Annotated in this window: 20 protein-coding genes; all 20 read left to right on the top strand. The window is 65.1% G+C overall.

The features are described from left to right. Positions 1–10 precede the first annotated feature (10 nt). The 20 genes from HLH35_RS01150 (at position 11) to rpsS (ending at position 25578) form a co-directional block, all read left to right on the top strand. Positions 11–766 carry a response regulator transcription factor gene (locus HLH35_RS01150; protein ID WP_408870075.1) on the top strand — a complete coding sequence of 252 codons (756 nt, stop codon included), beginning with the start codon at positions 11–13 and terminating at the stop codon, positions 764–766. 3 nt (positions 767–769) lie between these two features. Further along, positions 770–2170 (top strand): sensor histidine kinase, encoded by a 1401-nt coding sequence (locus HLH35_RS01145; protein ID WP_182977381.1) that lies wholly within the window; start codon positions 770–772, stop codon positions 2168–2170. A 169-nt stretch (positions 2171–2339) separates the two neighbouring features. Next, positions 2340–5522 carry an efflux RND transporter permease subunit gene (locus tag HLH35_RS01140; RefSeq protein WP_182977595.1) on the top strand — a complete coding sequence of 1061 codons (3183 nt, stop codon included), beginning with the start codon at positions 2340–2342 and terminating at the stop codon, positions 5520–5522. Continuing rightward, entirely contained in the window at positions 5519–6802 is a 1284-nt protein-coding gene (locus HLH35_RS01135; protein ID WP_182977380.1) for an efflux RND transporter periplasmic adaptor subunit, read from the top strand. Before HLH35_RS01140 ends, HLH35_RS01135 begins: the two co-directional genes overlap by 4 nt. Continuing rightward, complete coding sequence (locus HLH35_RS01130; protein WP_182977379.1) at positions 6799–8430, top strand: efflux transporter outer membrane subunit; 1632 nt, start codon at positions 6799–6801, stop codon at positions 8428–8430. Before HLH35_RS01135 ends, HLH35_RS01130 begins: the two co-directional genes overlap by 4 nt. Positions 8431–8538: 108 nt before the next feature. After that, positions 8539–8973 carry a 50S ribosomal protein L11 gene (rplK, locus tag HLH35_RS01125; RefSeq protein ID WP_182977378.1) on the top strand — a complete coding sequence of 145 codons (435 nt, stop codon included), beginning with the start codon at positions 8539–8541 and terminating at the stop codon, positions 8971–8973. A 4-nt stretch (positions 8974–8977) separates the two neighbouring features. Further along, positions 8978–9673 (top strand): 50S ribosomal protein L1, encoded by a 696-nt coding sequence (gene rplA, locus HLH35_RS01120; RefSeq protein WP_182966043.1) that lies wholly within the window; start codon positions 8978–8980, stop codon positions 9671–9673. 293 nt (positions 9674–9966) lie between these two features. Next, the gene (gene rplJ / locus HLH35_RS01115; protein WP_182949581.1) at positions 9967–10485 is read left to right on the top strand and encodes a 50S ribosomal protein L10; all 519 of its coding nucleotides are present in this window, start codon (positions 9967–9969) and stop codon (positions 10483–10485) included. Positions 10486–10586: 101 nt separating this feature from the next. After that, on the top strand, positions 10587–10961 hold the full coding sequence (gene rplL / locus HLH35_RS01110; protein ID WP_114727484.1) for a 50S ribosomal protein L7/L12: 375 nt from the start codon (positions 10587–10589) through the stop codon (positions 10959–10961). Positions 10962–11238: 277 nt separating this feature from the next. Next, positions 11239–15411, top strand: a complete 4173-nt coding sequence (gene rpoB, locus HLH35_RS01105) for a DNA-directed RNA polymerase subunit beta (protein ID WP_182977377.1) — start codon at positions 11239–11241, stop codon at positions 15409–15411. Positions 15412–15516: 105 nt separating this feature from the next. Further along, positions 15517–19704: a DNA-directed RNA polymerase subunit beta' gene (gene rpoC, locus HLH35_RS01100; protein ID WP_182977376.1), complete on the top strand. Its 4188-nt coding sequence runs from the start codon at positions 15517–15519 to the stop codon at positions 19702–19704. A gap of 517 nt (positions 19705–20221) precedes the next feature. Next, positions 20222–20593 (top strand): 30S ribosomal protein S12, encoded by a 372-nt coding sequence (gene rpsL, locus HLH35_RS01095; protein WP_003621118.1) that lies wholly within the window; start codon positions 20222–20224, stop codon positions 20591–20593. A gap of 15 nt (positions 20594–20608) precedes the next feature. Beyond that, positions 20609–21085 carry a 30S ribosomal protein S7 gene (gene rpsG, locus HLH35_RS01090; protein ID WP_182949575.1) on the top strand — a complete coding sequence of 159 codons (477 nt, stop codon included), beginning with the start codon at positions 20609–20611 and terminating at the stop codon, positions 21083–21085. Between the two features lie 94 nt (positions 21086–21179). Then, complete coding sequence (gene tuf, locus HLH35_RS01085) at positions 21180–22370, top strand: elongation factor Tu (protein ID WP_182977375.1); 1191 nt, start codon at positions 21180–21182, stop codon at positions 22368–22370. A 108-nt stretch (positions 22371–22478) separates the two neighbouring features. Further along, complete coding sequence (gene rpsJ, locus HLH35_RS01080; protein ID WP_012227960.1) at positions 22479–22787, top strand: 30S ribosomal protein S10; 309 nt, start codon at positions 22479–22481, stop codon at positions 22785–22787. A gap of 10 nt (positions 22788–22797) precedes the next feature. Beyond that, positions 22798–23481, top strand: a complete 684-nt coding sequence (gene rplC, locus HLH35_RS01075) for a 50S ribosomal protein L3 (protein ID WP_114727489.1) — start codon at positions 22798–22800, stop codon at positions 23479–23481. 12 nt (positions 23482–23493) lie between these two features. Then, a complete protein-coding gene (gene rplD / locus HLH35_RS01070) occupies positions 23494–24108 on the top strand; it encodes a 50S ribosomal protein L4 (protein ID WP_182966053.1) in 615 nt (204 codons plus the stop codon). A gap of 35 nt (positions 24109–24143) precedes the next feature. After that, on the top strand, positions 24144–24440 hold the full coding sequence (locus HLH35_RS01065; protein WP_174787951.1) for a 50S ribosomal protein L23: 297 nt from the start codon (positions 24144–24146) through the stop codon (positions 24438–24440). Positions 24441–24456: 16 nt separating this feature from the next. Then, a complete protein-coding gene (gene rplB / locus HLH35_RS01060) occupies positions 24457–25287 on the top strand; it encodes a 50S ribosomal protein L2 (protein WP_182966055.1) in 831 nt (276 codons plus the stop codon). A 12-nt stretch (positions 25288–25299) separates the two neighbouring features. Beyond that, the gene (rpsS, locus tag HLH35_RS01055) at positions 25300–25578 is read left to right on the top strand and encodes a 30S ribosomal protein S19 (RefSeq protein WP_007399623.1); all 279 of its coding nucleotides are present in this window, start codon (positions 25300–25302) and stop codon (positions 25576–25578) included. Position 25579: the final 1 nt, after the last annotated feature.

Genomic DNA, 25579 nt, shown 5'->3' with positions numbered 1-25579 from the left:
GGGGGGGATCATGGCTGACCGGACCATGAATGCGACATCGACCTCAGAACCGTTTCCCCAGGGGGAGGCCGGACCGGGCCGGGAGGCCAGGCCACGGGTGCTGCTGGTGGAGGATGACGGCAAGATCGCCCAGGAAGTCGCCGAGGAGCTGGAAAGCCGGGGCTTTGCCGTGCGTCATGCCCAGACGGGGCGCGACGGTCTGGCGGCAGCCATGGCCGAGACGTTCGATGTGATGATCGTGGACCGGATGCTGCCGCAGATGGACGGGCTGACGCTGATCGAGACCCTGCGCGGGCGTCAGGTGCCCAGCCCGGTGCTGGTGCTGTCGGCGCTGTCGGCTGTCGACGACCGCGTGAGCGGCCTGAAGGCCGGCGGCGACGATTACCTGACCAAGCCCTTCGCGATGGAGGAACTGGCCGCCCGGCTGGAGGCGCTGATGCGCCGCCCCAACAATACGCGCGAAACCATGCTGCATGTCGGGCCGCTGAGCATGGACCTGATCGAGCGGACGGTGACGCGGGACGGGCAGCCGATCGAGCTGCTGCCGCGCGAATTCCGGCTGCTGGAATATCTGATGCGCCGGCCGAACCAGGTGCTGACCCGCACCATGCTGCTGGAAGATGTGTGGAATTACCGCTTCATTCCGCAGACCAACCTGGTGGATGTCCATATCGGCAAGCTGCGGCGCAAGATCGACGACCCGGCCGGGGTGCCGCTGATCCAGAGCATCAGGGGCACCGGATTCATGCTGCGCGTGCCCGAATAGGCCATGCAACTGGGCGAGGTGCTGCGCACCGCGACGTTCCGGCTGACGCTGGCGGTGGTCGTGGCGATGATCGGCACGGCGGCGCTGCAATTCGCGGTCGGATACAGCCAGACCAAGGCGTTCGAGTTCCGGCGCACGGACGAACTGCTGCATCGCGAGGCCGCCCTGCTGGCGCGCGAGCAGAAGCAGGATCTGGAACACAAGATCAGCGAGCGCGCGACCGACGATCTGCGCGTGGTGATCAACCAGGCCGCGCTGTTCGATACCGCCCATCGCCATATCGCGGGCGACCTGCATACCTGGCCCGAAGGGCTGGTGGTCGATGGCCATGTCCATGAAGTGACCGTGCTGCCGAACGAGGATGCGCCCTATATCCTGCGCATCCTGGCCGTGCCGGTTGCCGGCGACCGGGTGCTGGTCCTGGGGCGCGGCCTGCACATGATTGCGGAATGGCGGCTGATGATGCGCCATTCGCTGCTGGTCTCGATCGTGCCCACGGTGCTGTTCGCGCTGCTGTGCGGCATCGTGCTGAGCCATCGCGCGCTGGGGCGCGTGGGCCGGATGCATGAGGCGATCGACCGGATCATGGATGGCGACCTGCATGAGCGCCTGCCCGCCGGGCGCCAGCGGGACGAGATGCAGCGCCTGGCCGGCAGCGTGAACCGCATGCTGGACCGGCTGGAGCATCTGATGGGCGAGATCCGCGATGTCGGCAACGACATCGCCCATGACCTGCGCACGCCCCTGGCCCGCGTACGCGCCCGCCTGGACCGCGCGCAGGCAGGCACGTTGTCGGCCGATGACCTGCGCACCGTCATCGCGCGCTCGATCGACGATCTGGACCAGTGTTTTTCCATCATCACCGCCCTGCTGCGGATCGGCGAGATCGAGAATGCCCGCCGGCGGGTCGGATTTTCGGTCGTGGACCTGAACGAGATCGCGACCGATATCGTCGATCTGTACGAGCCGATCGCCGAAACGCGGCAGATCAGGCTGGCATTCCATGCGGCATCGGGGCCCGTGCCTGTGCATGGCGACCGGGACCTGCTGATCGAGGTGCTGGCGAACCTGATCGACAATGCGCTGAAATTCACCGATCCCGGCGGCGACGTCACGCTGGCGACCTATCCCGACGGCCAGGGCGGGGCGCGGCTGGAGGTCGCCGATACCGGCATCGGCATCATGCCCGAGGAGCGGCAGGCGGTGATGAACCGGTTCTACCGTTCGGACAAGAGCCGCAACGTGCCGGGCAGCGGGCTGGGGCTCAGCCTGGTTTCGGCCATCCTGCGCCTGCACAACGCGCAACTGACCATTGCGAACGCCCGGCGGCACGATGCCCGGCCCGGCGCGCTGTTCGGTGTGGCATTCCCTCCTTCCGCACCGGTCGCGGCCCCGCCGGCCTAGGCCGGTTTTTAAATGGGAATTTCATTGGCGCGTTCGCACGGCGTGCTAACGAGGCCCCCGAACGATCGGGAGTGACGACGATGCACGCTTGCGGGCCAGATCGCAGGGGCGTGGCGGACAGGCAGGACGGACGGTGCGCGGACCCGCGCGCAGGGGGTTCGCGCCGCGCATGAACGCCATTGTCGTCACCGCGCTCAAGCGGCCCTATACGTTCGTCGTCCTGTCGATTCTTATTGTCGTCTTTGGTGTCCGGTCGATGGTTCAGACCCCGACCGACGTCTTCCCCAGCATCAAGATCCCCGTCGTCGCCATCGTCTGGACCTATACCGGCCTGATGCCGGAGGACATGTCCGGGCGCGTCGTCTATTATTACGAACGCGCGCTGACTGCGACCGTCAACAATATCGAGCATATCGAGAGTCAGTCCTATTACGGGCGCGGCATCGTCAAGGTGTTCTTCCAGCCCGGCACCGATACCGCGGTGGCGCAGACGCAGATCACCTCGGTCTCGCAGACCGTGATCAAGCAGATGCCGGCGGGCATGACGCCGCCCCTTGTGCTGACCTACAATGCGTCCTCGGTGCCGGTGCTGACGCTCCAGGTGTCGTCGGACACCATGACCGCGTCGCAGATCTACGACATGTCGTCCAACCTGATCCGGCCGGCGCTGGTGTCGGTGGCGGGGGCGGCGATCCCGAACCCGTATGGCGGCCAGCCGGGCAATGTCATGGTCGATCTGGACCAGGCGAAGCTGCTGGCGCACGGGCTCTCGGCCACCGATGTGGGCAATGCGCTGGGCCGGCAGAATATCGTGCTGCCGGCGGGTGATCAGCAGATCGGCGCCTTCGACTTCATGGTGCAGACCAATGCCACCCCCCGCGCGATCGACGAATTCAACGGGATTCCGGTCAAGCAGGTGGGCAATTCCGTCGTCTTCCTGCGTGACGTGGCGTGGGTGCATCAGGGCGGGCCGCCGCAGACCAATATGGTGCTGGTCAAGGGGCATCAGGCGGTCCTGATCGTGATCATGAAGAGCGGCGACGCCTCGACGCTGGACGTGGTCAGCGGGGTGAAGGCGCTGCTGCCCGGCGTGACCGCGACGCTGCCGCCCGGCGTGCAGATCAAGGTGCTGAACGACGCCTCGACCTTCGTGAAGGAAGCGGTGCGCGACGTGGTGCAGGAAATGGGCACTGCGGCGCTGCTGACCAGCCTGGTGGTGCTGCTGTTCCTGGGCTCCTGGCGTTCCACGGTCATCATCGCCACCTCGATCCCGCTGGCCATGCTGTGTGCCATCATCGGGCTGGGCTGGGCGGGGCAGACGATCAATGTCATGACGCTGGGCGGCCTGGCGCTGGCGGTCGGTATCCTGGTCGATGACGCCACCGTCATGATCGAGAATATCGATGCCCATCTGGAGATGGACAAGGACCTGGAAACCGCGATCATCGATGCGGCCAACCAGATCGTGATCCCGACCTTCGTCTCCACCATGTGCATCTGCATCGTCTGGATGCCGCTGTTCCAGCTGACCGGCGTTGCGGGCTGGCTGTTCATGCCGATGGCCGAGGCCATCATCTTCGCGATGATCGCCTCCTTCATCCTGTCGCGCACCCTGGTGCCGACCATGGCGAAATACCTGCTGGCGGCCCAGGTCGAAGCCCATCATGCGGCCAAGCAGGGCCATGCGGCGCCGAAGGGCTTCTTCGGCCGCTTCCAGCAGGGGTTCGAGGCCCGGTTCACGGCCTTCCGCCATGCCTATCGCGACCTGCTCACGGCGCTGGTGGCCGCGCGCATGCGCTTTATCGGCACCTTCCTGGGGCTGGCCGTGGGCTCGGTGGGGCTGCTGGTGTTCGTGGGGCAGGATTTCTTCCCCGAGATCAATTCGAACGCGCTGGCGATGCATATGCGCGCCCCGCTGGGCAGCAAGATCAACGAGGCGGGCAAGATCTCGATGCTGATCAGTGGCGAGATCCATCGCCTGCTGCCCGGCGAGGTCGATGACATCGTGGCCAATTGCGGCCTGCCGTTCAGTGGCCTGAACCAGGCCTTCATCCCGACTCCCACCGTCGGCGCGCAGGATTGCGACCTGACCATCACCCTGCGCGACGAGGAGGCGCCGGTCGCGGCCTATCGCGATATCCTGCGCAAGGGGCTGGCCGAACGGTTTCCGGGCACCGAACTGACCTTCATGCCGGCCGACCTGACGGCGAAGATCCTCAATTTCGGCCTGCCGGCGCCGCTCGATGTGCAGATCAGCGGCCGCAACCTGGCGGAGAATTTCACCTTCGCCCAGCATCTGGCCGAGCGGTTGCGGCATGTGACGGGCGTGACCGACGTGTCGGTGCAGGAGCCGATGACGACGCCCACCCTGCGGGTGAACGCCCGGCGCTCCTACGCGCTGGGGACCGGTCTGACGGAAGCCGACATCGCCAACAACGCGCTGGCGACCCTGTCGGGCAGCGGCCAGGTCTCGCCGACCTACTGGCTGGACCCGAAGACCGGCGTGTCGCATCTGGTGGATATCCAGACGCCGCTGCAGTTCCTGCAGAGGCTGAACGATCTGGAGACGATTCCGGTCGACCGGGGCGACGGTAACCCGATGAGCAAGGCGCCGCAGATCCTGGGCGGGCTGAGCCAGATCGTCCAGACCGGCACGCCCGGCGAGGTCTCGCACTACAACATCCTGCCGGTGTTCAATATCTACGCCACCAATAACGGCCTGGACCTGGGTGCGGTCTCGCGCTCGGTGAACCGGGTGGTGGAGGCGTCGCGCCATGACCTGCCGCGCGGATCCAGCCTGACGGTGCGCGGCCAGGCGGTGACGATGAACAGCGCCTATCGCCAGCTCGGCATCGGATTGGCGATGTCGATCCTGCTGGTGTACCTGATCATCGTCGTCAACTTCCAGTCGTGGCTGGACCCGTTCATCATCATCACCGCGCTGCCCGGCGCGCTGGCGGGCATCGCGTGGAGCCTGTTCCTGACGCATACCGCGCTGTCGGTGCCGGCACTGACGGGGGCGATCATGTGCATGGGCACCGCCACCGCCAACTCGATCCTGGTCGTGTCCTTCGCCCGTGAGCGGCTGGAGGTGCATGGCGATGCCGTGAAGGCCGCCATCGAGGCCGGGTTCGAACGTATCCGGCCGGTGCTGATGACGGCATCGGCCATGATCATCGGCATGCTGCCGATGTCCCTGAGCAATTCGCAGAACGCGCCGCTCGGCCGGGCGGTGATGGGCGGGCTGATGGTGGCGACAGTGGCGACGCTGCTGTTCGTGCCCTCCGTCTTCGCCCTGCTGCATGGCAGGCGGTCCGAGAGACACCGTAGCGCCGAAGGAGAACGCGCATGAGCGCCGTGGAACAGACCCGCGGACCAAAACCGTCGGGGCGCGGGAAGCTGCTGGCCGGCGTCGGCGTCATCCTGGCGGTGGTGGTGGTCGGCGGCGGGATTATCCAGCGGCAGGCGCATCTGGGCGCGCTGCGTCACCAGACGGAAGATGCCGCGATCCCGCGGGTGCAGCTGATCTCGCCCGGCAAGGGGCCGAGCATCCGCACGCTGGACCTGCCGGGCAATATCTCGGCCTGGTACCTGGCGCCGATTTATGCCCAGGTCTCGGGCTATGTGCGCATGTGGTACAAGGATTTCGGCGCCGAGGTGAAGGCGGGCGACGTGCTGGCCACCATCGACACACCGGGGCTGGACGCGCAGTACGCCGCGTCGAAGGCGAATTTCGACGTGGCGATGGCGCGCTACAAGCTGGCGCAGATCACGGCGAAGCGCTGGAAGGCGCTGCAGGGCACGCAGGCCGTGTCGCAGCAGGAAGTCGACGTGCAGGCGGCGAACGCCGAGGCCGAGCAGGCCCAGGTCGAGGCCGCCCGGCACGACGTGTCGCGCTATGCGGCGCTGATCGGCTTCAAGCAGATCGTTGCCCCCTTCGACGGGGTGGTGACGTCGCGCCTGGCCGATGTCGGCGATTATGTGAATGCCGGCGGCGGCGATGTCAGCGCGCGCGGGACCGCGACCGAGCTGTTCAGCGTGGCCGACGTGCATCGCATGCGCGTGTTCGTGTCGGTGCCGCAGGATTATGCCGACATTATCAGCCCCAAGCTGACGGCCGAAGTGACCGTGCCGCAGCATCCGGGCCGGGTGTACAAGGCCACGTTCCTGGCCACCGCCGGCGCGTTCAACGCGACGACCCGCACGGTGACCACAGAGCTGACGCTGGATAACAGCGACCGCACGCTGTGGCCGGATTCCTATGCCACCGTTCATTTCCGCGCGCCGGGCGACCCGGACATTCTGGTGATTCCGGAGGGCGCGCTGATCTTCCGGGCTGAGGGCATGCAGGTGGCGCTGGTCGACGAGCATAACCGTATCCGGCTGCATAATGTGACGGTCGGGACCAATCTGGGCACCACGGTGCAGATCCGGGGCGGGCTGAAGGCGACGGACCGGCTGGTCAACAACCCCTCGGCAGGCCTGCTGGACGGGCAGGAGGTCCGGGTGGTGGATGCGACGCCGGGCTATAACGCGCAGCCGGCCGTGGCGAACGATTCGGCCCGTACCGACGATGTCCGTGCCATGCCGAACGATCGGTCGGGTGCGGAGGAGGCGGGAGCCCGTCAATGACCCTTTCCTCTCCCGCACGGCGATTGCGGCGCCGTTCCGCCGGCCGGCTGCAGCACGCGGCCCGCTGGGCCGGCGGCCTGGCGCTGCTGACCGGCCTGGCCGGGTGCGACATGGCGCCCGCCTATCACCCCGACCATTTCGTCTTTCCCGACAATTGGAAGGGCGAGGGTACGGTGCGCTACGCCGCGCCCGACGAGGCCGCGTTGCGGGGGGATTGGTGGACCCTGCTCGGCGACCCGGCGCTGAACCGGCTGGAAGAGCAGGCCAATCGCGCCAATCCGGACCTTCAGGTCGCGGCCGAGACCTTCACCCAGGCGCGCGACATGGCGGCCGAAGCCCAGGCTGGCCTGTATCCGCAGGTGACAGCGGGTGCGGGCATGGCCAAATACAAGGGCTCGGCGCATCGGCTGTGGCGCGGGGCGGGATCGACCGGCCCGACCTATATGTCGTCGGAGCAATATAGCGGCACCGCGACGTGGGAGCCCGATTTCTGGTCGGCGATCCGCAATCGCAAGCGGATGCGCGTACAGGCGGCGCAGGAACGCGCCGCCGATTACGCGCTGACGCGGCTGAGCACCGACGCCGAACTGGCGTCCGATTACATCGCCCTGCGCGGGCTGGACGTGCAGGACACGGTCTATCGCGACTCGATCAATACCTACAAGCTGGCGGTGCAGATCACGCATATGCGCCAGGCCGGGGCGATTGCTGCCGGGCTGGACGTCTCGCGCGCCGAAAACCAGCTCTATGCCACCCAGGCGCAGGAGACCGACCTGCTGGCGCGCCGGGCGGTGCTGGAACATGCGATCGCGGCGCTGGTGGGCGTAGCGCCGGCATCCTTTCATCTGGAGCCGGAAAGCCAGATGCATTTCCCCGATGTCGGGGTGCCGATGCTGCTGCCCTCGGCGCTGCTGGAGCGCCGGCCGGACGTGGCGGCCGCCGAGCGCGAGATGGCGCAGGCCAACCGCGCCATCGGCGTATCGCGCGCCGCGTTCTATCCGAACGTGTCGGTGAACGCGATGACCGGGTTCATGGATAACGGCTTCACGCTCGCCGACCTGTCGAACAGCATGTATTCCTATGCCGTGCAGGCGGCGATGCCGCTGTTCCAGGGCGGTCTTCGCCGGGCGGAGCTGCAGCGCACCTGGTCGCAATATCGCCAGGCAGAGGATAATTATCGCGGCGTGGTGCTGCAGGCCTTCCAGGATGTCGAGGACGGGCTGACCATGACCGGGCAGCTGCGTACCGAACTGGCGCAGCAGCACCGTTCGGTGCAGGCCGCCGTCCGAACCCAGGGCATGACCATGGCGCTCTATACGGGCGGGCTGACCAACTATCTGGACGTGGTGGTGGCCCAGATCGCCGCCCTGACCGCGCGTATCGCCGAGGTCCAGGTCGAGACCCGGCGCCATCAGGCGACGGTGGCGCTGATCCGCGCGCTGGGGGGCGGGTGGTCGCGGGCCCAGCTGCCGTCCGACAAGTCGGTCATGCCCTTCGCGCCCCTGCAGTACGAGGGGCTGCGCGTGCCCAAGGAGGCCGGGGGCATCGCGACCGGCAGCGGGCCGGACCAACTGAACCTGACCGGGACCGGGCTGGCCGGGCCGGGGTTGACAACCCCGGCCCAATAGGGTTAGGGACCCGCCTCTTACGGAACGCGGGAGGCCGCGTCCGCCGTCTTGCACGGCGGGCCGGCCGCAGGAACCGCGGTCCGGGTGAAACAGTCAGGAGCCCCGGATATGGCCAAAAAGATCGTTGGCTACATCAAGCTACAAATTCCCGCCGGCAAGGCGAATCCGTCCCCGCCGGTCGGCCCGGCGCTGGGTCAGCGCGGCCTGAACATCATGCAGTTCTGCAAGGAGTTCAACGCCAAGACGCAGGGCCTCGAGCCCGGTATGCCGATCCCGGTCGTCATCACCGCCTATGCCGACCGCACGTTCACCTTCATCACCAAGACCCCGCCGAACACCTATTTCCTGATGAAGGCTGCCAACATCAAGAAGGGCAGCTCGACGGTGGGCAAGTCGGCCGCGGTCGGCAGCGTCACGATGGCGCAGCTGCGCGAGATCGCCGAGCAGAAGAAGCAGGACATGAATGCCAACGACATCGACGGGGCTGTGCGGATGCTGATCGGCTCCGCCCGTTCGATGGGCCTTACGGTGGTGGAGGGCTGATCCAATGGCCAAGAACAAGCGTCTGACGGCCGGCCAGGCCTCTGTCGACCGTAACAAATCCTATGGCCTCGACGAGGCGATCGGTCTGGTGAAGCAGACGGCGACCGCCAAGTTCGACGAGACGATCGAGATCTCGCTGAACCTGGGCATCGACCCGCGTCACGCCGACCAGATGGTCCGCGGCCTGCTGTCGCTGCCGAACGGCACCGGCAAGACCCTGCGCGTGGGCGTGTTCGCCCGTGGCGCGAAGGCCGAAGAAGCCCTGGCCGCCGGTGCCGACGTGGTGGGTGCCGAGGACCTGGCCGAGAAGGTGCAGGCTGGCGAAATCGCGTTCGACCGCTGCATCGCGACGCCGGACATGATGGCTCTGGTCGGTCGCCTGGGTAAGATCCTGGGCCCGCGCGGTCTGATGCCGAACCCCAAGCTGGGCACCGTGACCATGGACGTGAAGGGCGCCGTGACGGCGGCCAAGTCCGGCCAGGTCGAGTATCGCGCCGAGAAGGCCGGTATCATCCATGCCGGTATCGGCAAGGCGTCTTTCGACAGCGAGAAGCTGATCGAAAACATCCGCGCCTTCGTCGATGCGGTGCAGAAGGCCAAGCCGACGGGCGCCAAGGGCACCTATCTGCGCAAGGCCGCTCTGTCGTCCACGATGGGCCCCGGCGTGCGCGTCGACGTGTCCTCGTTCTCGGCGGGCTGACACGCAAGAGATGACGTGATGCCCGCAAGGGTATCGCGGACAGGAGGCGGGGTGCCTGCGGTGCCTCGTTCTTCCGAACCTGTCCATGACCGGATGTGGCTGATGCCTTGATGGACCTTTGGGTCCGCAACCGGAAGACGGGGATTGCCGGATAGGGGTGGCTACGCCGCCTACACTGGTTGTTCCGTTGTTCACAGGACAGGCGAACCGGAGGGTGGGCCGCAAGGTCTCATCCTCCTAGGGTAAACCCGGCCTGTTGGGGCATCCCCGGCAGGTCACGACGGAGACGGGAATTGGACCGTACGGAGAAGCGGGAGTTTGTTGCCTCCCTCGCAGCCGTGTTCGCCGAGACGTCCATGGTTGTCGTAACCCGCAATGACGGGCTGACGGTGGCTGATGCGACGATCCTTCGGCAGCGCGTGCGCGCGGCTGGAGCGACTTACAAGGTCGCGAAGAACCGGCTGGCCAACCTCGCCCTGGCAGGGACCCGATTCGAGGGCATTTCGCCGCTGCTGAAGGGGCCGACCGCGATTTCGTGGTCTGCCGATCCTGTGGCCGTGGCCAAGGTGCTTGTCGAGTTCGCCAAGACCAACGAAAAGCTCGTTCTGCTCGGTGGAGCGCTCGGCACCCAGACGCTGAATGTCGATGGGGTCAAGGCGCTGGCCGAGCTGCCGTCCCTGGATACGCTCCGGGCGCAGCTGGTGGGGATGATCTCCACGCCGGCCACGCGCATCGCGGGTGTTCTCCAGGCGCCGGCCGGACAGCTTGCGCGGGTTTTCGGGGCCTACGCCAAGAAGGACGAGGCTGCCTGAGCCATCTGCGCCCCGCATGCGCGGGGTGATGAAATTTGCACAGTCTCGTGAAATCGGGATTGTGTTGCGCCAATCAGTGTATACATTAGGAAGACCAAATCATGGCCGATCTGACCAAACTCGTTGACGAGCTGTCCGCCCTCACGGTTCTCGAGGCCGCCGAGCTCTCGAAGCTGCTGGAAGAGAAGTGGGGCGTTTCCGCCGCCGCTCCGGTTGCCGTTGCCGCCGCGCCGGCCGCTGCCGCCGCTGCCCCGGCTGAAGAGCAGACCGAGTTCACTGTTGTCCTGGCCAAGGCCGGCGACAAGAAGATCAACGTCATCAAGGAAATCCGTGGCATCACCGGCCTGGGCCTGAAGGAAGCCAAGGACCTGGTCGAGGGTGCGCCGAAGACCGTGAAGGAAGGCGTGAACAAGGACGAAGCCGAGAAGATCAAGAAGGTTCTTGAAGAGAACGGCGCGACCGTCGAAGTGAAGTAATCTGCCGGGTGTTGGCGGCCTCCGGGCTGCCTCTCCTGCTTGATGCCAGGTGAGGGCGGGAACCCGAAAGGGTCCCGCCCCCTTGGCCGTTCTGGCGCCCTGACCGCAAGGTCTCGGGCGCCTTCGGCGGTAGAAGGCCCATCCTTCGGGGTGGGCGGGGGCGCCGGTTGCGGCGCCCAGGCATAGACGGTTTGTGATGATCCGCTTTCGGTCGCCGTGGCTCCGGGTTCCGGGCGCGGAAAGGTCCGGGTCGTCGGGGATGGGGGCAGGATAGACGATGAACGCGATTACGAAATCGTTCACGGGACGCAAGCGCATCCGCAAGAGCTTCGGGCGGATACCCGAAATCGCTCCGATGCCCAATCTGATCGACGTGCAGCGCGCCAGTTACGAGGCGTTCCTGCAGATGAACGTGTCGCCCGACAGCCGGACGCAGACCGGCCTGCAGGAAGTGTTCCGTTCGGTCTTCCCGATCAATGATTTCGCCGGGCGCGGCCGCCTGGAGTTCGTGCATTACGAGCTCGAAGAGCCGAAATACGACGTTGAGGAATGCATCCAGCGCGGCCTGACCTTCGCGGCCCCGCTGAAGGTGGTGCTCCGTCTGATCGTGTGGGATGTCGACGAGGATACGGGTTCGCGCTCGATCCGCGATATCAAGGAACAGCCCGTCTATATGGGCGACATGCCGCTGATGACGGATAACGGCACCTTCATCATCAACGGGACCGAGCGCGTCATCGTCAGCCAGATGCACCGCAGCCCCGGCGTGTTCTTCGACCACGACAAGGGCAAGACCCATTCGTCGGGCAAGTTCCTGTTCGCCGCCCGCGTCATCCCCTATCGCGGCTCGTGGCTCGATTTCGAATTCGACAGCAAGGACCTGATCTACGTCCGCATCGACCGCAAGCGGAAGCTGCCGGTGACGACGCTGCTGTACGCCCTCGAGGGCGAGGCTTCGGCGGCGGCCCGCGCCGCGAAGATCGCCGAGGGCGGCGACGTCGACGCGCTGGAGATCCGCGGCATGGATGCCGACGAGATCCTGGGCTATTTCTACAATCAGGTTGTCTTCACCAAGACCCCCAAGGGCTGGGCCCGTCCGTTCGACGCCGAGTCGTTCCGCGGCATGAAGCTGCTGGAGCCGCTGGTGGACGCGCAGAGCGGCGAGGTGGTGGCCGAGGCCGACGCCAAGCTGACCGCCCGCATGGTGCGCAAGATCGCCGAGACGACCAAGGAAGTGCTGGTCGGCGCGGCCGGTCTGGTCGGCCGCTACGTGGCGCATGACCTGGTCAACCCCGAGACGGGCGAGATCTATGCCGAGGCGGGCGAAGAACTGAGCGAGGCGCGGCTGGAGGCGCTGGAAGAGGCGGGTGTCGATTGCCTGCCGACGCTGGCGGTCGATGCCGCGAACGGCCCGTGGATCCGCAACACGCTGGCGGTGGACAAGAACGGCTCACGCGATGACGCGCTGACCGACATCTATCGCGTGATGCGCCCGGGCGAGCCTCCGACACCGGAAACCGCCGAGGCCATGTTCTCGGGCCTGTTCTTCGACGCGGACCGCTACGACCTGTCGGCGGTCGGCCGCGTGAAGATGAACATGCGCCTGGGCCTGGACGCGCCGGACACGATGCGCGTGCTGCGCAAGGAAGACATCCTGCGCACCGTCAAGATCATGTGCGAGCTGAAGGACGGCCGCGGCGCGATCGACGATATCGACAATCTGGGCAACCGTCGCGTTCGCTCGGTCGGCGAGCTGATGGAAAACCAGTATCGCGTCGGCCTGCTGCGCATGGAGCGCGCGATCCGCGAGCGCATGGGCTCGGTCGATATCGACACCGTGATGCCGCACGACCTGATCAACGCCAAGCCGGCGGCGGCGGCGGTGCGCGAGTTCTTCGGCTCGTCGCAGCTCAGCCAGTTCATGGACCAGACCAACCCGCTCTCCGAAGTGACGCACAAGCGTCGCCTCTCGGCGCTTGGCCCGGGCGGTCTGACGCGTGAGCGCGCGGGCTTCGAGGTGCGTGACGTTCATCCGACCCATTACGGCCGCATCTGCCCGATCGAGACGCCGGAAGGGCCGAACATCGGCCTGATCAACTCGCTGGCCACCTATGCCAAGGTGAACAAGTACGGCTTCATCGAGACCCCGTACCGTTTGGTGCGTGACGGCGTGCTGCAGGATGGCTGGAAATACCTCTCCGCCATGGAAGAGGAAAAGCTGATCGTTGCTCAGGCCGACGCCAAGCAGGATCTCGATGGCCGCCTGACAGACGAGCTGGTCTCGGTGCGCCGTGGCGGCGATTTCCGCCTGGTGAAGCCCGAAGAGGTCACGGCCTGCGACGTGTCCCCCAAGCAGCTGGTCTCGGTTGCGGCGGCGCTGATTCCGTTCCTTGAGAACGATGACGCCAACCGCGCGCTGATGGGCTCGAACATGCAGCGTCAGGCGGTGCCGCTGGTCCGCTCCGACGCGCCGCTGGTCGGCACGGGCATGGAAGCGGCCGTGGCGCACGATTCGGGCGCGACGATTGTGGCCAAGCGCAGCGGCGTGATCGACCAGATCGACGGCGCGCGTATCGTGGTCCGCGCCACCGATGTGGCCGGGGCGACGCAGGGCGTCGATATCTATCGCCTGCGCAAATATATGCGCTCGAACCAGTCGACCTGCATCAACCAGCGTCCGCTGGTGCGCGTGGGCGACCAGGTGCTGGCCGGCGACATCATCGCCGACGGTCCTTCGACCGAACTGGGCGAGCTGGCGCTGGGCCGGAACGTGCTGGTCGCGTTCATGCCGTGGAACGGGTACAATTTTGAAGATTCGATCCTGATTTCCGAGCGGATCGCGCGCGATGACGTCTTCACCTCGATCCATATCGAGGAATTCGAGGTCATGGCCCGTGACACCAAGCTGGGTCAGGAGGAAATCACCCGCGACATTCCCAATGTCGGCGAGGAGGCCCTGCGCAACCTCGACGAGGCGGGCATCGTCTATGTCGGCGCCGAGGTGAATCCGGGCGACATCCTCGTCGGCAAGGTGACGCCGAAGGGCGAAAGCCCGATGACGCCGGAAGAGAAGCTGCTGCGCGCCATCTTCGGCGAAAAGGCGTCGGATGTCCGCGATACCTCGCTGAAGCTGCCGCCCGGCACCACCGGCACGATCGTCGATGTGCGTGTCTTCTCCCGTCGCGGCGTCGACAAGGACGAGCGCGCGATGGCGATCGAACGCGCCGAGATCGAGCGTCTGGCCAAGGACCGCGACGATGAGCGTGCGATTCAGGAGCGGTCGTTCTACAACCGGCTGCGTGAGCGCCTGGTGGGTCAGGTCTCCGGCACCGGCTTCAAGGGGCTGCGTTCGGGCACCGAAATCACAGAAGAAGTGCTGGCCGAGCATCCGCGCGGCGCATGGCGGAACATCACCGTTGCCGCCGACGCGGTGATGGTCGAGCTGGAAGTGCTGCGGCGCGAGTTCGATGCCGCCGTGGCCCGCATCCAGGCGCGCTTCGAAAGCAAGGTCGAGAAGCTGCAGCGCGGTGACGAGCTGCCGCCCGGCGTGATGAAGATGGTCAAGGTGTTCGTCGCGGTGAAGCGCAAGCTGCAGCCGGGCGACAAGATGGCCGGCCGTCACGGCAACAAGGGTGTCGTCTCGCGCGTCGTGCCGGTGGAAGACATGCCGTTCCTCGAGGACGGCACGCCGGTCGATCTGGTGCTGAACCCGCTGGGCGTGCCCTCGCGCATGAATGTCGGGCAGATCCTGGAGACCCATCTGGGCTGGGCCTGCGCCAATATCGGCCGCGGCATCGGCGGACTGGTGGACGAGTATCAACGCACCGGCGAGAAGAAGCAGGAGCTGCTGGACCGCCTGAAGACCGTCTATGGCGACAAGGTGTATGACGATTCCATCGTCACCCTGCCCAACGAGCAGCTGGTCGAGCTGGCCAACAACCTGCGCAAGGGCGTGCCGATCGCGACGCCGGTGTTCGACGGCGCGTCGATCCCCGATATCGAGGCGATGCTGACCTATGCGGGGGTCAACAAGTCGGGCCAGTCGCAGCTGATCGACGGGCGCACGGGCGAGAAGTTCGAGCGTCTGACCACGGTGGGCTACATCTACATGCTGAAGCTGCATCATCTGGTCGACGACAAGATCCACGCCCGCTCGATCGGTCCGTACTCGCTGGTCACGCAGCAGCCTCTGGGCGGCAAGGCCCAGTTCGGCGGCCAACGCTTCGGCGAAATGGAGGTCTGGGCGCTGGAAGCCTACGGCGCGGCCTACACGCTGCAGGAAATGCTGACGGTGAAGTCGGACGACGTGTCCGGCCGCACCAAGGTCTACGAAGCGATCGTGCGCGAGCAGGACGATTTCGAGGCCGGTATTCCCGAGAGCTTCAACGTTCTGATCAAGGAACTGAAGTCGCTCGGCCTGAACGTGGATCTGGAGCAGAGTGGCGACTGACGCCGGCGTCAGTCACACCATTCCGTCTCTGTCTGTTCTTTTTTCATGGATGGTTGCGGCCCTGGGGGTCGCAGCCATTCATTTCCCCCAGGGGGTTTGCGGCGCATGAACGAACTCATGAAGATCCTGGGCCAGACTGGCCAGACCATGGTCTTCGACCAGATCAAGATCCAGCTCGCCTCGTCCGAGCAGATCCGGTCCTGGTCGTACGGCGAGATCAAGAAGCCCGAGACCATCAACTACCGGACCTTCAAGCCCGAGCGCGACGGCCTGTTCTGCGCGCGCATCTTCGGGCCGATCAAGGACTACGAGTGCCTGTGCGGCAAGTACAAGCGCATGAAGTTCCGCGGCATCATCTGCGAGAAGTGCGGCGTTGAGGTCACGCTGGCCAAGGTCCGCCGCGAGCGGATGGGCCATATCGAGCTGGCCAGCCCGGTCGCGCATATCTGGTTCCTGAAGTCGCTGCCCAGCCGTATCGGCCTGATGGTCGACATGACGCTGAAGGATCTGGAAAAGATCCTGTATTTCGAAAGCTACGTGGTGCTGGAGCCTGGCACCTCGCCGCTGAAGCAGTACAGCCTGCTGACCGAAGACCAGTATCTCGACGTCATGGACGAGCATGGCGAGGAAGGAATCGAGGTCGGAATCGGCGCCGAGGCCATCAAGAAGGTCCTGGAGCGAATCGACTGCCGCGCCGACAAGGACCGGCTGCGCCAGGAGCTGAAGGACACGACGTCCGAGGCCAAGCGCAAGAAGCTGGTCAAGCGGCTGAAGCTGATCGAGGCGTTCGCCGACAGCGATTCGCGCCCCGAATGGATGATCATGGACCTGATCCCGGTCATCCCGCCGGAGCTGCGTCCGCTGGTTCCGCTGGATGGCGGCCGCTTCGCCACGTCCGACCTGAACGACCTGTACCGCCGCGTCATCAACCGTAACAACCGCCTGAAGCGGCTGATCGAGCTGCGCGCGCCGGATATCATCGTCCGCAACGAAAAGCGCATGCTGCAGGAATCGGTCGATGCGCTGTTCGACAATGGCCGTCGCGGACGTGCGATCACGGGCGCCAACAAGCGGCCGCTGAAGTCGCTGTCCGACATGCTGAAGGGCAAGCAGGGCCGCTTCCGCCAGAACCTGCTGGGTAAGCGCGTCGATTATTCCGGCCGTTCGGTGATCGTGGTCGGGCCGGAGCTGAAGCTGCATCAGTGCGGCCTGCCCAAGAAGATGGCGCTGGAGCTGTTCAAGCCGTTCATCTACTCGAAGCTCGAGAAATACGGTCACGCTACCACCATCAAGGCCGCGAAGCGGATGGTGGAGAAGGAGCGTCCCGAGGTGTGGGACATCCTCGAAGAGGTGATCCGCGAACATCCGGTGATGCTGAACCGCGCGCCGACGCTGCATCGTCTGGGCATCCAGGCGTTCGAGCCGGTGCTGATCGAAGGCAAGGCGATCCAGCTTCATCCGCTGGTCTGCACCGCCTTCAACGCGGATTTCGACGGTGACCAGATGGCCGTGCACGTCCCGCTGAGCCTTGAGGCGCAGCTGGAAGCGCGCGTGCTGATGATGTCGACCAACAACATCCTCAGTCCCGCCAACGGCAAGCCGATCATCGTGCCGTCGCAGGACATCGTGCTGGGGCTGTACTATCTCAGCCTCGAGACGCCCGAATTCCTCGTCACGCCCGACCGCAACGAATACGATGCCGAAGGCCGGATCACGGTGCAGGGCGCGTCGTCCTTCGCCACGGTCGGCGAGGTCGAGTACGCCCTGTCGGCCGGCGCCATCAAGCTGCATGACAAGATCGTGGCGCGTTTCGAGACGGTCGATGCCGACGGCAAGCCGGTGCGCCAGACCGTCATCACCACGCCGGGCCGCATGCTGATCGCGCAGATCCTGCCGCGCCATGCCGCGATTCCCTTCTCGCTGATCAACAAGCAGCTGACGAAGAAGAACGTGTCGGACGTGATCGACGCGGTCTATCGCCACTGCGGCCAGAAGGAAGCAGTGATCTTCTGCGACCGGATGATGGGGCTGGGCTTCCGCCACGCGGCGAAGGCCGGCATCTCGTTCGGCAAGGATGACATGATCATCCCGAACGAGAAGAAGGGCCTGGTCGAGCGGACCGCCACCGAGGTGAAGGAGTTCGAGCAGCAGTATCAGGACGGTCTGATCACTGCTGGCGAGCGCTACAACAAGGTGGTCGACGCCTGGTCGCGCTGCACCGACGAGGTGCAGGCCGCGATGATGAAGGAGATTTCGCGCCAGGAGGTCGGCAAGGTCACGAACTCGGTGTGGATGATGAGCCACTCCGGTGCCCGTGGGTCGCCGGCGCAGATGAAGCAGCTGGCCGGCATGCGCGGCCTGATGGCCAAGCCGTCGGGCGAGATCATCGAGCAGCCGATCATCGCCAACTTCAAGGAAGGCCTGTCGGTTCTCGATTACTTCACCTCGACCCACGGCGCCCGCAAGGGCCTGGCGGACACCGCGCTGAAGACCGCGAACTCGGGCTACCTGACGCGTCGTCTGGTCGACGTGGCGCAGGATTGCATCATCGTCGAGGAAGATTGCGCCTCCGAGCGCGGCCTGACGGTGCGCGCCGTGATGGATGGCGGCGAGGTCGTCTCGTCCCTGTCCGAGCGGATTCTGGGCCGCACGGTCGCGGCGGACGTGCTGGACCCGGCCACGGGCGAGGTGCTGGTCAAGCGCGACCTGCTGATCGACGAGGCCCTGGCCGAGAAGATCGAGAAGGCGGGCGTGGAAAGCATGCTCATCCGCTCGGTCCTGACCTGCGAGAGCCGGGTCGGCGTCTGCGGCCTGTGCTACGGTCGCGACCTGGCGCGCGGCACGCCGGTCAATATCGGCGAGGCGGTCGGCGTGATCGCCGCCCAGTCGATCGGCGAGCCGGGCACCCAGCTGACCATGCGTACCTTCCATATCGGCGGTGCGGCGCAGCGTGGCGCCGAGCAGTCGATGGTCGAGGCGTCGCGTGACGGGCATGTGACGATCAACAACCGCAACGTCGTCCATAATAGCCAGAACGTGCCGATCGTGATGTCGCGTAACTGCGAGATCGTGCTGACGGACGAGAAGGGGGTCGAGCGTGCCCGCTTCCGCGTGCCTTACGGCGCGCGCCTGCTGGTGGACGAGGGCGCGGCGGTCACGCGCGCCCAGAAGCTGGCCGAATGGGACCCGTACACCCTGCCGATCATCACCGAGCAGTCGGGAACGGTCGAGTATCTGGACCTGATCGACTCCATCACGCTCGTCGAGCGGATGGACGAGGTGACGGGCCTGACCTCGAAGGTGGTCGTCGACTACAAGCAGGCGGCCAAGGGTGTGGACCTGCGTCCGCGCCTGCAGCTGAAGGATGCGAACGGCCACGTCATCAAGCTGTCCAATGGCAACGACGCCCGCTACTTCCTCTCGCCCGATTCGCTGCTGTCGGTCGAGAACGGCGCGCAGGTCAGCGCCGGTGACGTGCTGGCCCGTATCCCGCGCGAAGGCTCGAAGACCCGTGACATCACGGGTGGTCTGCCCCGCGTCGCCGAACTGTTCGAGGCACGGCGTCCGAAGGACCATGCGATCATTTCCGAGACCGACGGTCGCGTCGAGTTCGGCAAGGATTACAAGGCCAAGCGCCGGATCATCGTGAAGAACGACGAGACGGGCGAAGAGACGGACTACCTGATCCCGAAGGGCAAGCATGTCTCGGTCCAGGAAGGCGATTTCGTCCGCGTGGGCGATCCGCTGGTCGACGGTCCGCGCGTGCCGCATGACATCCTGAAGGTTCTGGGTGTCGAGGCGCTGTCGGACTATCTGGTGAACGAGATCCAGGACGTCTATCGACTGCAGGGCGTGAAGATCAACGACAAGCACATCGAGGTGATCGTTCGCCAGATGCTGCAGAAGGTCGAGATCCTCGAGCCCGGCGACACGACCTATCTGGTCGGCGAGACGGTGGACCGGATCGAGTTCGAGACTGAGAACACGAAGCGCCTGAACATGGGCGAGCGCCCGGCCGCGGCCATGCCTGTGCTCCAGGGCATCACCAAGGCCTCGCTGCAGACCCAGTCCTTCATCTCGGCAGCTTCGTTCCAGGAGACGACTCGTGTCCTGACCGAGGCCGCGACGGCCGGCAAGCGCGACACGCTGAATGGCCTGAAGGAGAACGTGATCGTCGGGCGCCTGATCCCGGCGGGCACGGGCAGCGTGATGAACAAGCTGCGGGCGATCGCGGCGGGGCAGGACCGCCAGCGTCTCGCGCAGGGCCGTCCGGTGGTCACCAAGGCCAGCTGAGCGGCCCTCTGGCTGGGCGCCTCTCAGGGGGCGTCTGGCGCAGCTGTGAAGAGGCGCAATGATGAAGGGGCCGGGTGGCAACACCCGGCCCCTTTCATATGGGAGCGTGCTCCTGTATCTGATGGCCGACCGGATCGTGCCGAATCGGATGATTGGCACGATCGGGATGCGCGATGATGGCGCGATGGCGGGCCTGCCGTAACTGCATGCCCGCCATCGCCGGCCCGACGAGATAATTCGGCGGGAATCGGCCGCGAATCCCGAGGTAACACTTGACTCAAGGGCAGGGGCTTCGTAGGTTCCGCGCCCTCGGCTAGCCCCGTCTCGTATGACGTCGTTGGCCGTCGAATGCAGCATGCAGGCATGCGGCGCCGTGATCCGAGAGGGTCGCCAAGGCCGGATGTAAATATGATGCCCAGGCGAATGATCCTCATTCGGTGGGATTTTGTTGTGAACGACAGTCGGCAACCTAAGACGCGGTTGGCCGGCCGAAATTTGTAAGGATCGGGAAAGGCGTATGCCGACCATCAACCAGCTGATCGCCAAAGGCCGCGAGCCCGCAGCCAAGCGCAATAAGGTGCCTGCTCTGCAGGGTTGCCCGCAGAAGCGCGGTGTCTGCACCCGCGTCTACACAACCACACCGAAGAAGCCGAACTCGGCTCTGCGTAAGGTTGCGAAGGTGCGTCTGACGAACGGCTATGAGGTCGTCAGCTACATCCCCGGTGAAGGCCACAACCTGCAGGAGCATAGTGTGGTCCTGATCCGCGGTGGCCGCGTCAAGGATCTTCCGGGCGTGCGTTACCACATCCTGCGTGGCGTTCTGGATACCCAGGGTATCGCCAAGCGTCGTCAGCGTCGCTCGCTCTATGGCGCGAAGCGTCCGAAGTAAAAGGAATAACCAGGCATGAGTCGCCGTCATCGCGCCGTGAAGCGCGAGATTCTTCCCGATCCGAAATTTGGTGATGTCGTCATCACGCGCTTCATGAATGCGCTCATGTACGACGGCAAGAAGTCCACCGCCGAAGGCATCGTCTATGGTGCGCTTGAGGTGCTGCGTCGCCGTGGTGGTGCAGCTGCCGATCCGGTTGTGATGTTCCACAGCGCGCTGGACAACGTGAAGCCGGCCGTCGAGGTCCGTTCGCGTCGCGTCGGTGGTGCTACCTATCAGGTGCCCGTCGAAGTGCGCACGGAGCGTCGTCAGGCGCTTGCGATCCGCTGGCTGATCGATGCCTCGCGCAAGCGTGGCGAGAACACCATGCAGGAGCGTCTGTCCAACGAGCTTCTGGACGCGGTCAACAATCGTGGGTCCGCCGTGAAGAAGCGTGAAGACACGCATCGCATGGCCGAGGCCAACAAGGCGTTCAGTCATTACCGCTGGTAAGAGGCGCTGCTCCGGTCTAAAGACCGGCACGCTTCCGGTTAGGAACATTTCAACCCGACTCCCGGCCTGAGGGCCGAGGTAACGGAGATAGACGATGGCAAAGGCTAAATTCGAGCGGACGAAGCCGCACTGCAATATCGGCACGATCGGTCACGTCGACCATGGCAAGACGTCGCTGACCGCCGCGATCACCAAGACGCTGGCGAAGACCGGCGGCGCGACCTTCAAGGCGTATGACCAGATCGACGCGGCGCCGGAAGAGCGCGCCCGTGGCATCACGATCTCGACCGCCCACGTCGAGTACGAGACCGCAGCGCGCCACTATGCGCACGTCGACTGCCCCGGCCACGCCGACTATGTGAAGAACATGATCACCGGTGCGGCGCAGATGGACGGCGCCATCCTGGTGGTTTCGGCCGCCGACGGCCCGATGCCGCAGACCCGCGAGCACATCCTGCTGGCGCGTCAGGTCGGCGTTCCGGCGCTGGTCGTGTTCCTGAACAAGGTTGACCAGGTCGACGATCCGGAGCTGCTGGAGCTGGTCGAGATGGAAGTGCGCGAGCTTCTGTCGGCCTACCAGTTCCCGGGCGACGATATCCCCATCGTCAAGGGTTCGGCTCTGGTCACCCTGGAAGATGGCGATCCGGAAGTCGGTGAGAACCGCGTGCGCGACCTGATGGACGCCGTCGACGCCTACATCCCGCAGCCGGAGCGTCCGGTTGACCGTCCGTTCCTGATGCCGATCGAAGACGTGTTCTCGATTTCGGGCCGCGGCACCGTGGTGACCGGCCGTGTCGAGCGTGGCGTCGTGAACGTCGGTGACGAAATCGAAATCGTCGGTCTGCGTGCGACGCAGAAGACGACGGTGACGGGCGTCGAAATGTTCCGCAAGCTGCTGGATCGCGGCGAGGCCGGTGACAACATCGGTGCGCTGGTCCGTGGCACGAAGCGTGAAGACGTCGAGCGTGGCCAGGTCCTGGCCAAGCCGGGTTCGATCACCCCGCACACGAAGTTCAAGGCCGAGGCGTACATCCTCACGAAGGAAGAGGGTGGCCGTCACACGCCGTTCTTCACCAACTATCGTCCGCAGTTCTATTTCCGCACCACCGACGTGACGGGTGTCGTTCACCTGCCCGAGGGTACGGAAATGGTCATGCCGGGCGACAACGTCGCGATGGATGTCGAGCTGATCGCCCCGATCGCGATGGACGAAGGTCTGCGTTTCGCCATCCGTGAAGGCGGCCGCACCGTCGGCGCCGGCGTGGTGGCCTCGATCACGGCCTGATCGGGGATCTCAACCAGAACTGGAGGCGCCCCGGCCGGAGCAATCCGGCCGGGGTCTCCTTTGGCGGCTCGGGTTCCCCCGAACCATTGAAGTTGGACTGAATAGACGATGGACAACCAGAACATCCGCATTCGCCTGAAGGCGTACGATCATCGGGTGCTCGACAACAGCACCAAAGAGATCGTCAATACGGCGAAGCGTACGGGTGCGCGGGTTCGGGGTCCTATCCCGCTGCCGACGCATATCGAAAAATTCACCGTTAACCGCTCTCCCCATGTGGACAAGAAAAGCCGCGAACAGTTCGAAATTCGGACTCATCGCCGGCTGCTCGACATTGTCGAGCCGACCCCGCAGACCGTGGACGCACTCATGAAGCTCGACCTCGCCGCTGGCGTGGACGTCGAGATTAAACTTTAAGGTCCAGACGATGCGCACCGGATTGATCGCAAAGAAGCTGGGCATGACCCGGCTGTTTAAGGAAGACGGCACGCATGTGCCTGTCACCGTCCTGCATATCGACAACGTGCAGGTGGTGGATGTCCGTACCCAGGAACGCGACGGCTATACTGCCGTGCAGCTCGGGCTCGGCAACGCCAAGGTGAAGAATGTCTCCAAGCCGAACCGCGGCCATTTTGCCCGCGTGAAGGTCGAGCCCAAGAAGAAGCTCGTTGAATTCCGCGTTGCGGAAGATGCCGTGCTGGAAGCAGGCGCCACTCTCTCTGCCGCCCATTTCGTGGTGGGGCAGAAGATCGACGTGACGGCCACCAGCAAGGGCAAGGGCTTTGCCGGCGCCATGAAGCGCTGGAATTTCGCGGGTCTCGAAGCTTCGCACGGCGTGTCCATCAGCCATCGTTCGCATGGTTCGACGGGTAACCGCCAGGATCCGGGCAAGACCTTCAAGAACAAGAAGATGGCCGGGCATCTGGGCTCCGAGCGCGTGACCACCCTCAATCTTGAGGTGGCGGCGGTGGATGCCGAGAAGAACCTGCTCCTGGTCCGCGGCTCCGTGCCGGGCGCCAAGAACGAGCTGGTGCTGGTTCGTGATGCGATCAAGAAAGCCCGTCATGCCGAGGCGCCGTATCCGGCGGCCCTGGTTGAGGCTGCGGGCTGAGGATAGAGGGCAATGGATTACGAAATCAAAACCCTCGACAACGGGAGCGCCGGCACCGCCGTGCTTCCGGACGAGATTTTCGGGGTGACGCCGCGGGCGGATATCATGGCGCGTGTGGTGCACTGGCAGCTGGCCAAGCGCCGCGCCGGCACGCACAAGGTAAAGGGGATGGGCGAAGTCTCCGGCACGACCAAGAAGCCGTACCGCCAGAAGGGCACGGGTAGCGCCCGTCAGGGCTCGCTGCGTGCGCCGCAGTACCGCACCGGTGGTGCCGTGCATGGTCCGGTCGTGCGCGATCATGGCTACGACCTGCCGAAGAAGGTGCGTCGTCTCGGCCTGATCTCCGCGCTGTCGCAGAAGGCCGCCGAAGGCAAGCTGGTGGTGCTGGATGCCGCCACGTCGTCGGGCCGCACGGCTGAACTGGCCGCCAAGGTCCAGGCGCTGGGCTGGAAGTCCGCCCTGATCGTCGATGCGACGGTCGAGGAGAATTTCGGTCGCGCCACCCGCAACCTGCCGAAGATCGACGTGCTGCCCACGGTTGGCGCGAACGTCTACGACATCCTCAACCACGACGTGCTCGCGATCACTCGCGCCGGCGTCGAAGGCCTGAAGGAGCGCCTGGCATGACCAACGTGCTCGCAATCCGCAAGAAGGCGGAGCGCATGTCGCGTGAGACGATGTATGACATCGTCCGTGCGCCGCTGATCACCGAGAAGGCGACCGCGTTGTCCGAGAAGAACCAGGTGGTCTTCAAGGTCGCGATCGACGCCACGAAGCCGGAGATCAAGGTCGCGGTCGAGGGGCTGTTCGGCGTGAAAGTCCTGGGCGTGAACACGCTTGTCCAGAAGGGCAAGACGAAGCGCTTCAAGGGTCGCCCGGGCCAGCGTTCCGATGTGAAGAAGGCGTTTGTGCAGCTTGCCGAGGGTCAGTCCATCGACCTGACCGCGAAGCTGGTCTGACGCGGGGTAGCAAGACATGGCACTGAAGCACTTTAATCCGGTCACCCCCAGCCTGCGCAACACGGTCCTGATCGACCGCAAGGAGCTGTGGAAGGGCAAGCCTGTCAAGGCGCTGACCGAAGGCAAGAACAAGTCCGGCGGACGTAACAACCATGGGCGCATTACCTCGCGCTTCATCGGTGGCGGCCACAAGCAGTCCTATCGCTTCGTCGATTTCAAGCGGCGCAAGTTCGATGTGGTCGGCACGGTCGAGCGTCTGGAATACGACCCGAACCGCACCGCCTTCATCGCGCTGGTGAAGTACGAGGACGGCGAGCTGGCCTACATCCTGGCGCCGCAGCGCCTGAAGGTGGGCGATCAGGTCGTTGCCGGCGCGCGCGTCGACATCAAGCCGGGCAACGCGATGCCGCTTTCGGCCATTCCGGTCGGCACGATCGTGCATAATCTCGAGCTGAAGCCTGGCGCCGGCGGCAAGCTGGCCCGTTCGGCCGGGACCTATGCGCAGCTGGTCGGCAAGGATGCCGGCTATGCGCAGATCAAGCTGCAGTCGGGCGAGCTGCGCGTTGTGCGCGGCGAGTGCATGGCGACGGTTGGCGCGGTGTCCAACCCGGACAACATGAACCAGCACATGGGCAAGGCCGGTCGCGGCCGCTGGCTGGGTCGTCGTCCGCATAACCGCGGCGTCGTGATGAACCCGGTCGACCATCCGCATGGTGGTGGCGAAGGCCGCACCTCGGGCGGCCGTCATCCGGTCACGCCGTGGGGCAAGCCGACCAAAGGTTACAAGACCAGGGTTAACAAGCGTACGGACAGTCTGATTATCCGTCGCCGGAAGACCGGTAAGTAAGGGGCAAAGAAGATGGCACGTTCCGTCTGGAAGGGCCCGTTCGTGGACGGGTATCTGCTGAACAAAGCCGATGCGTCGCGCGCGTCGGGCCGTAACGAAGTGATCAAGATCTGGTCGCGTCGCTCGACAATCCTGCCGCAGTTCGTCGGTCTGACGTTCGGCGTCTATAACGGGCACAAGTTCCTGCCCGTGCAGGTGTCGGAAAACATGGTGGGGCATAAGTTCGGCGAGTTCTCGCCGACGCGGACCTTCACGGGGCATTCCTCGGATAAGAAGGCGAAGCGGGGCTGAT

Source organism: Gluconacetobacter asukensis (genome assembly GCF_014174375.1).
GTDB classification, from domain to species: Bacteria; Pseudomonadota; Alphaproteobacteria; order Acetobacterales; family Acetobacteraceae; genus Gluconacetobacter; species Gluconacetobacter asukensis.
The sequence above is the reverse complement of the archived record's forward strand: the minus strand, read 5'-3'. Positions and strand labels throughout refer to the sequence as shown.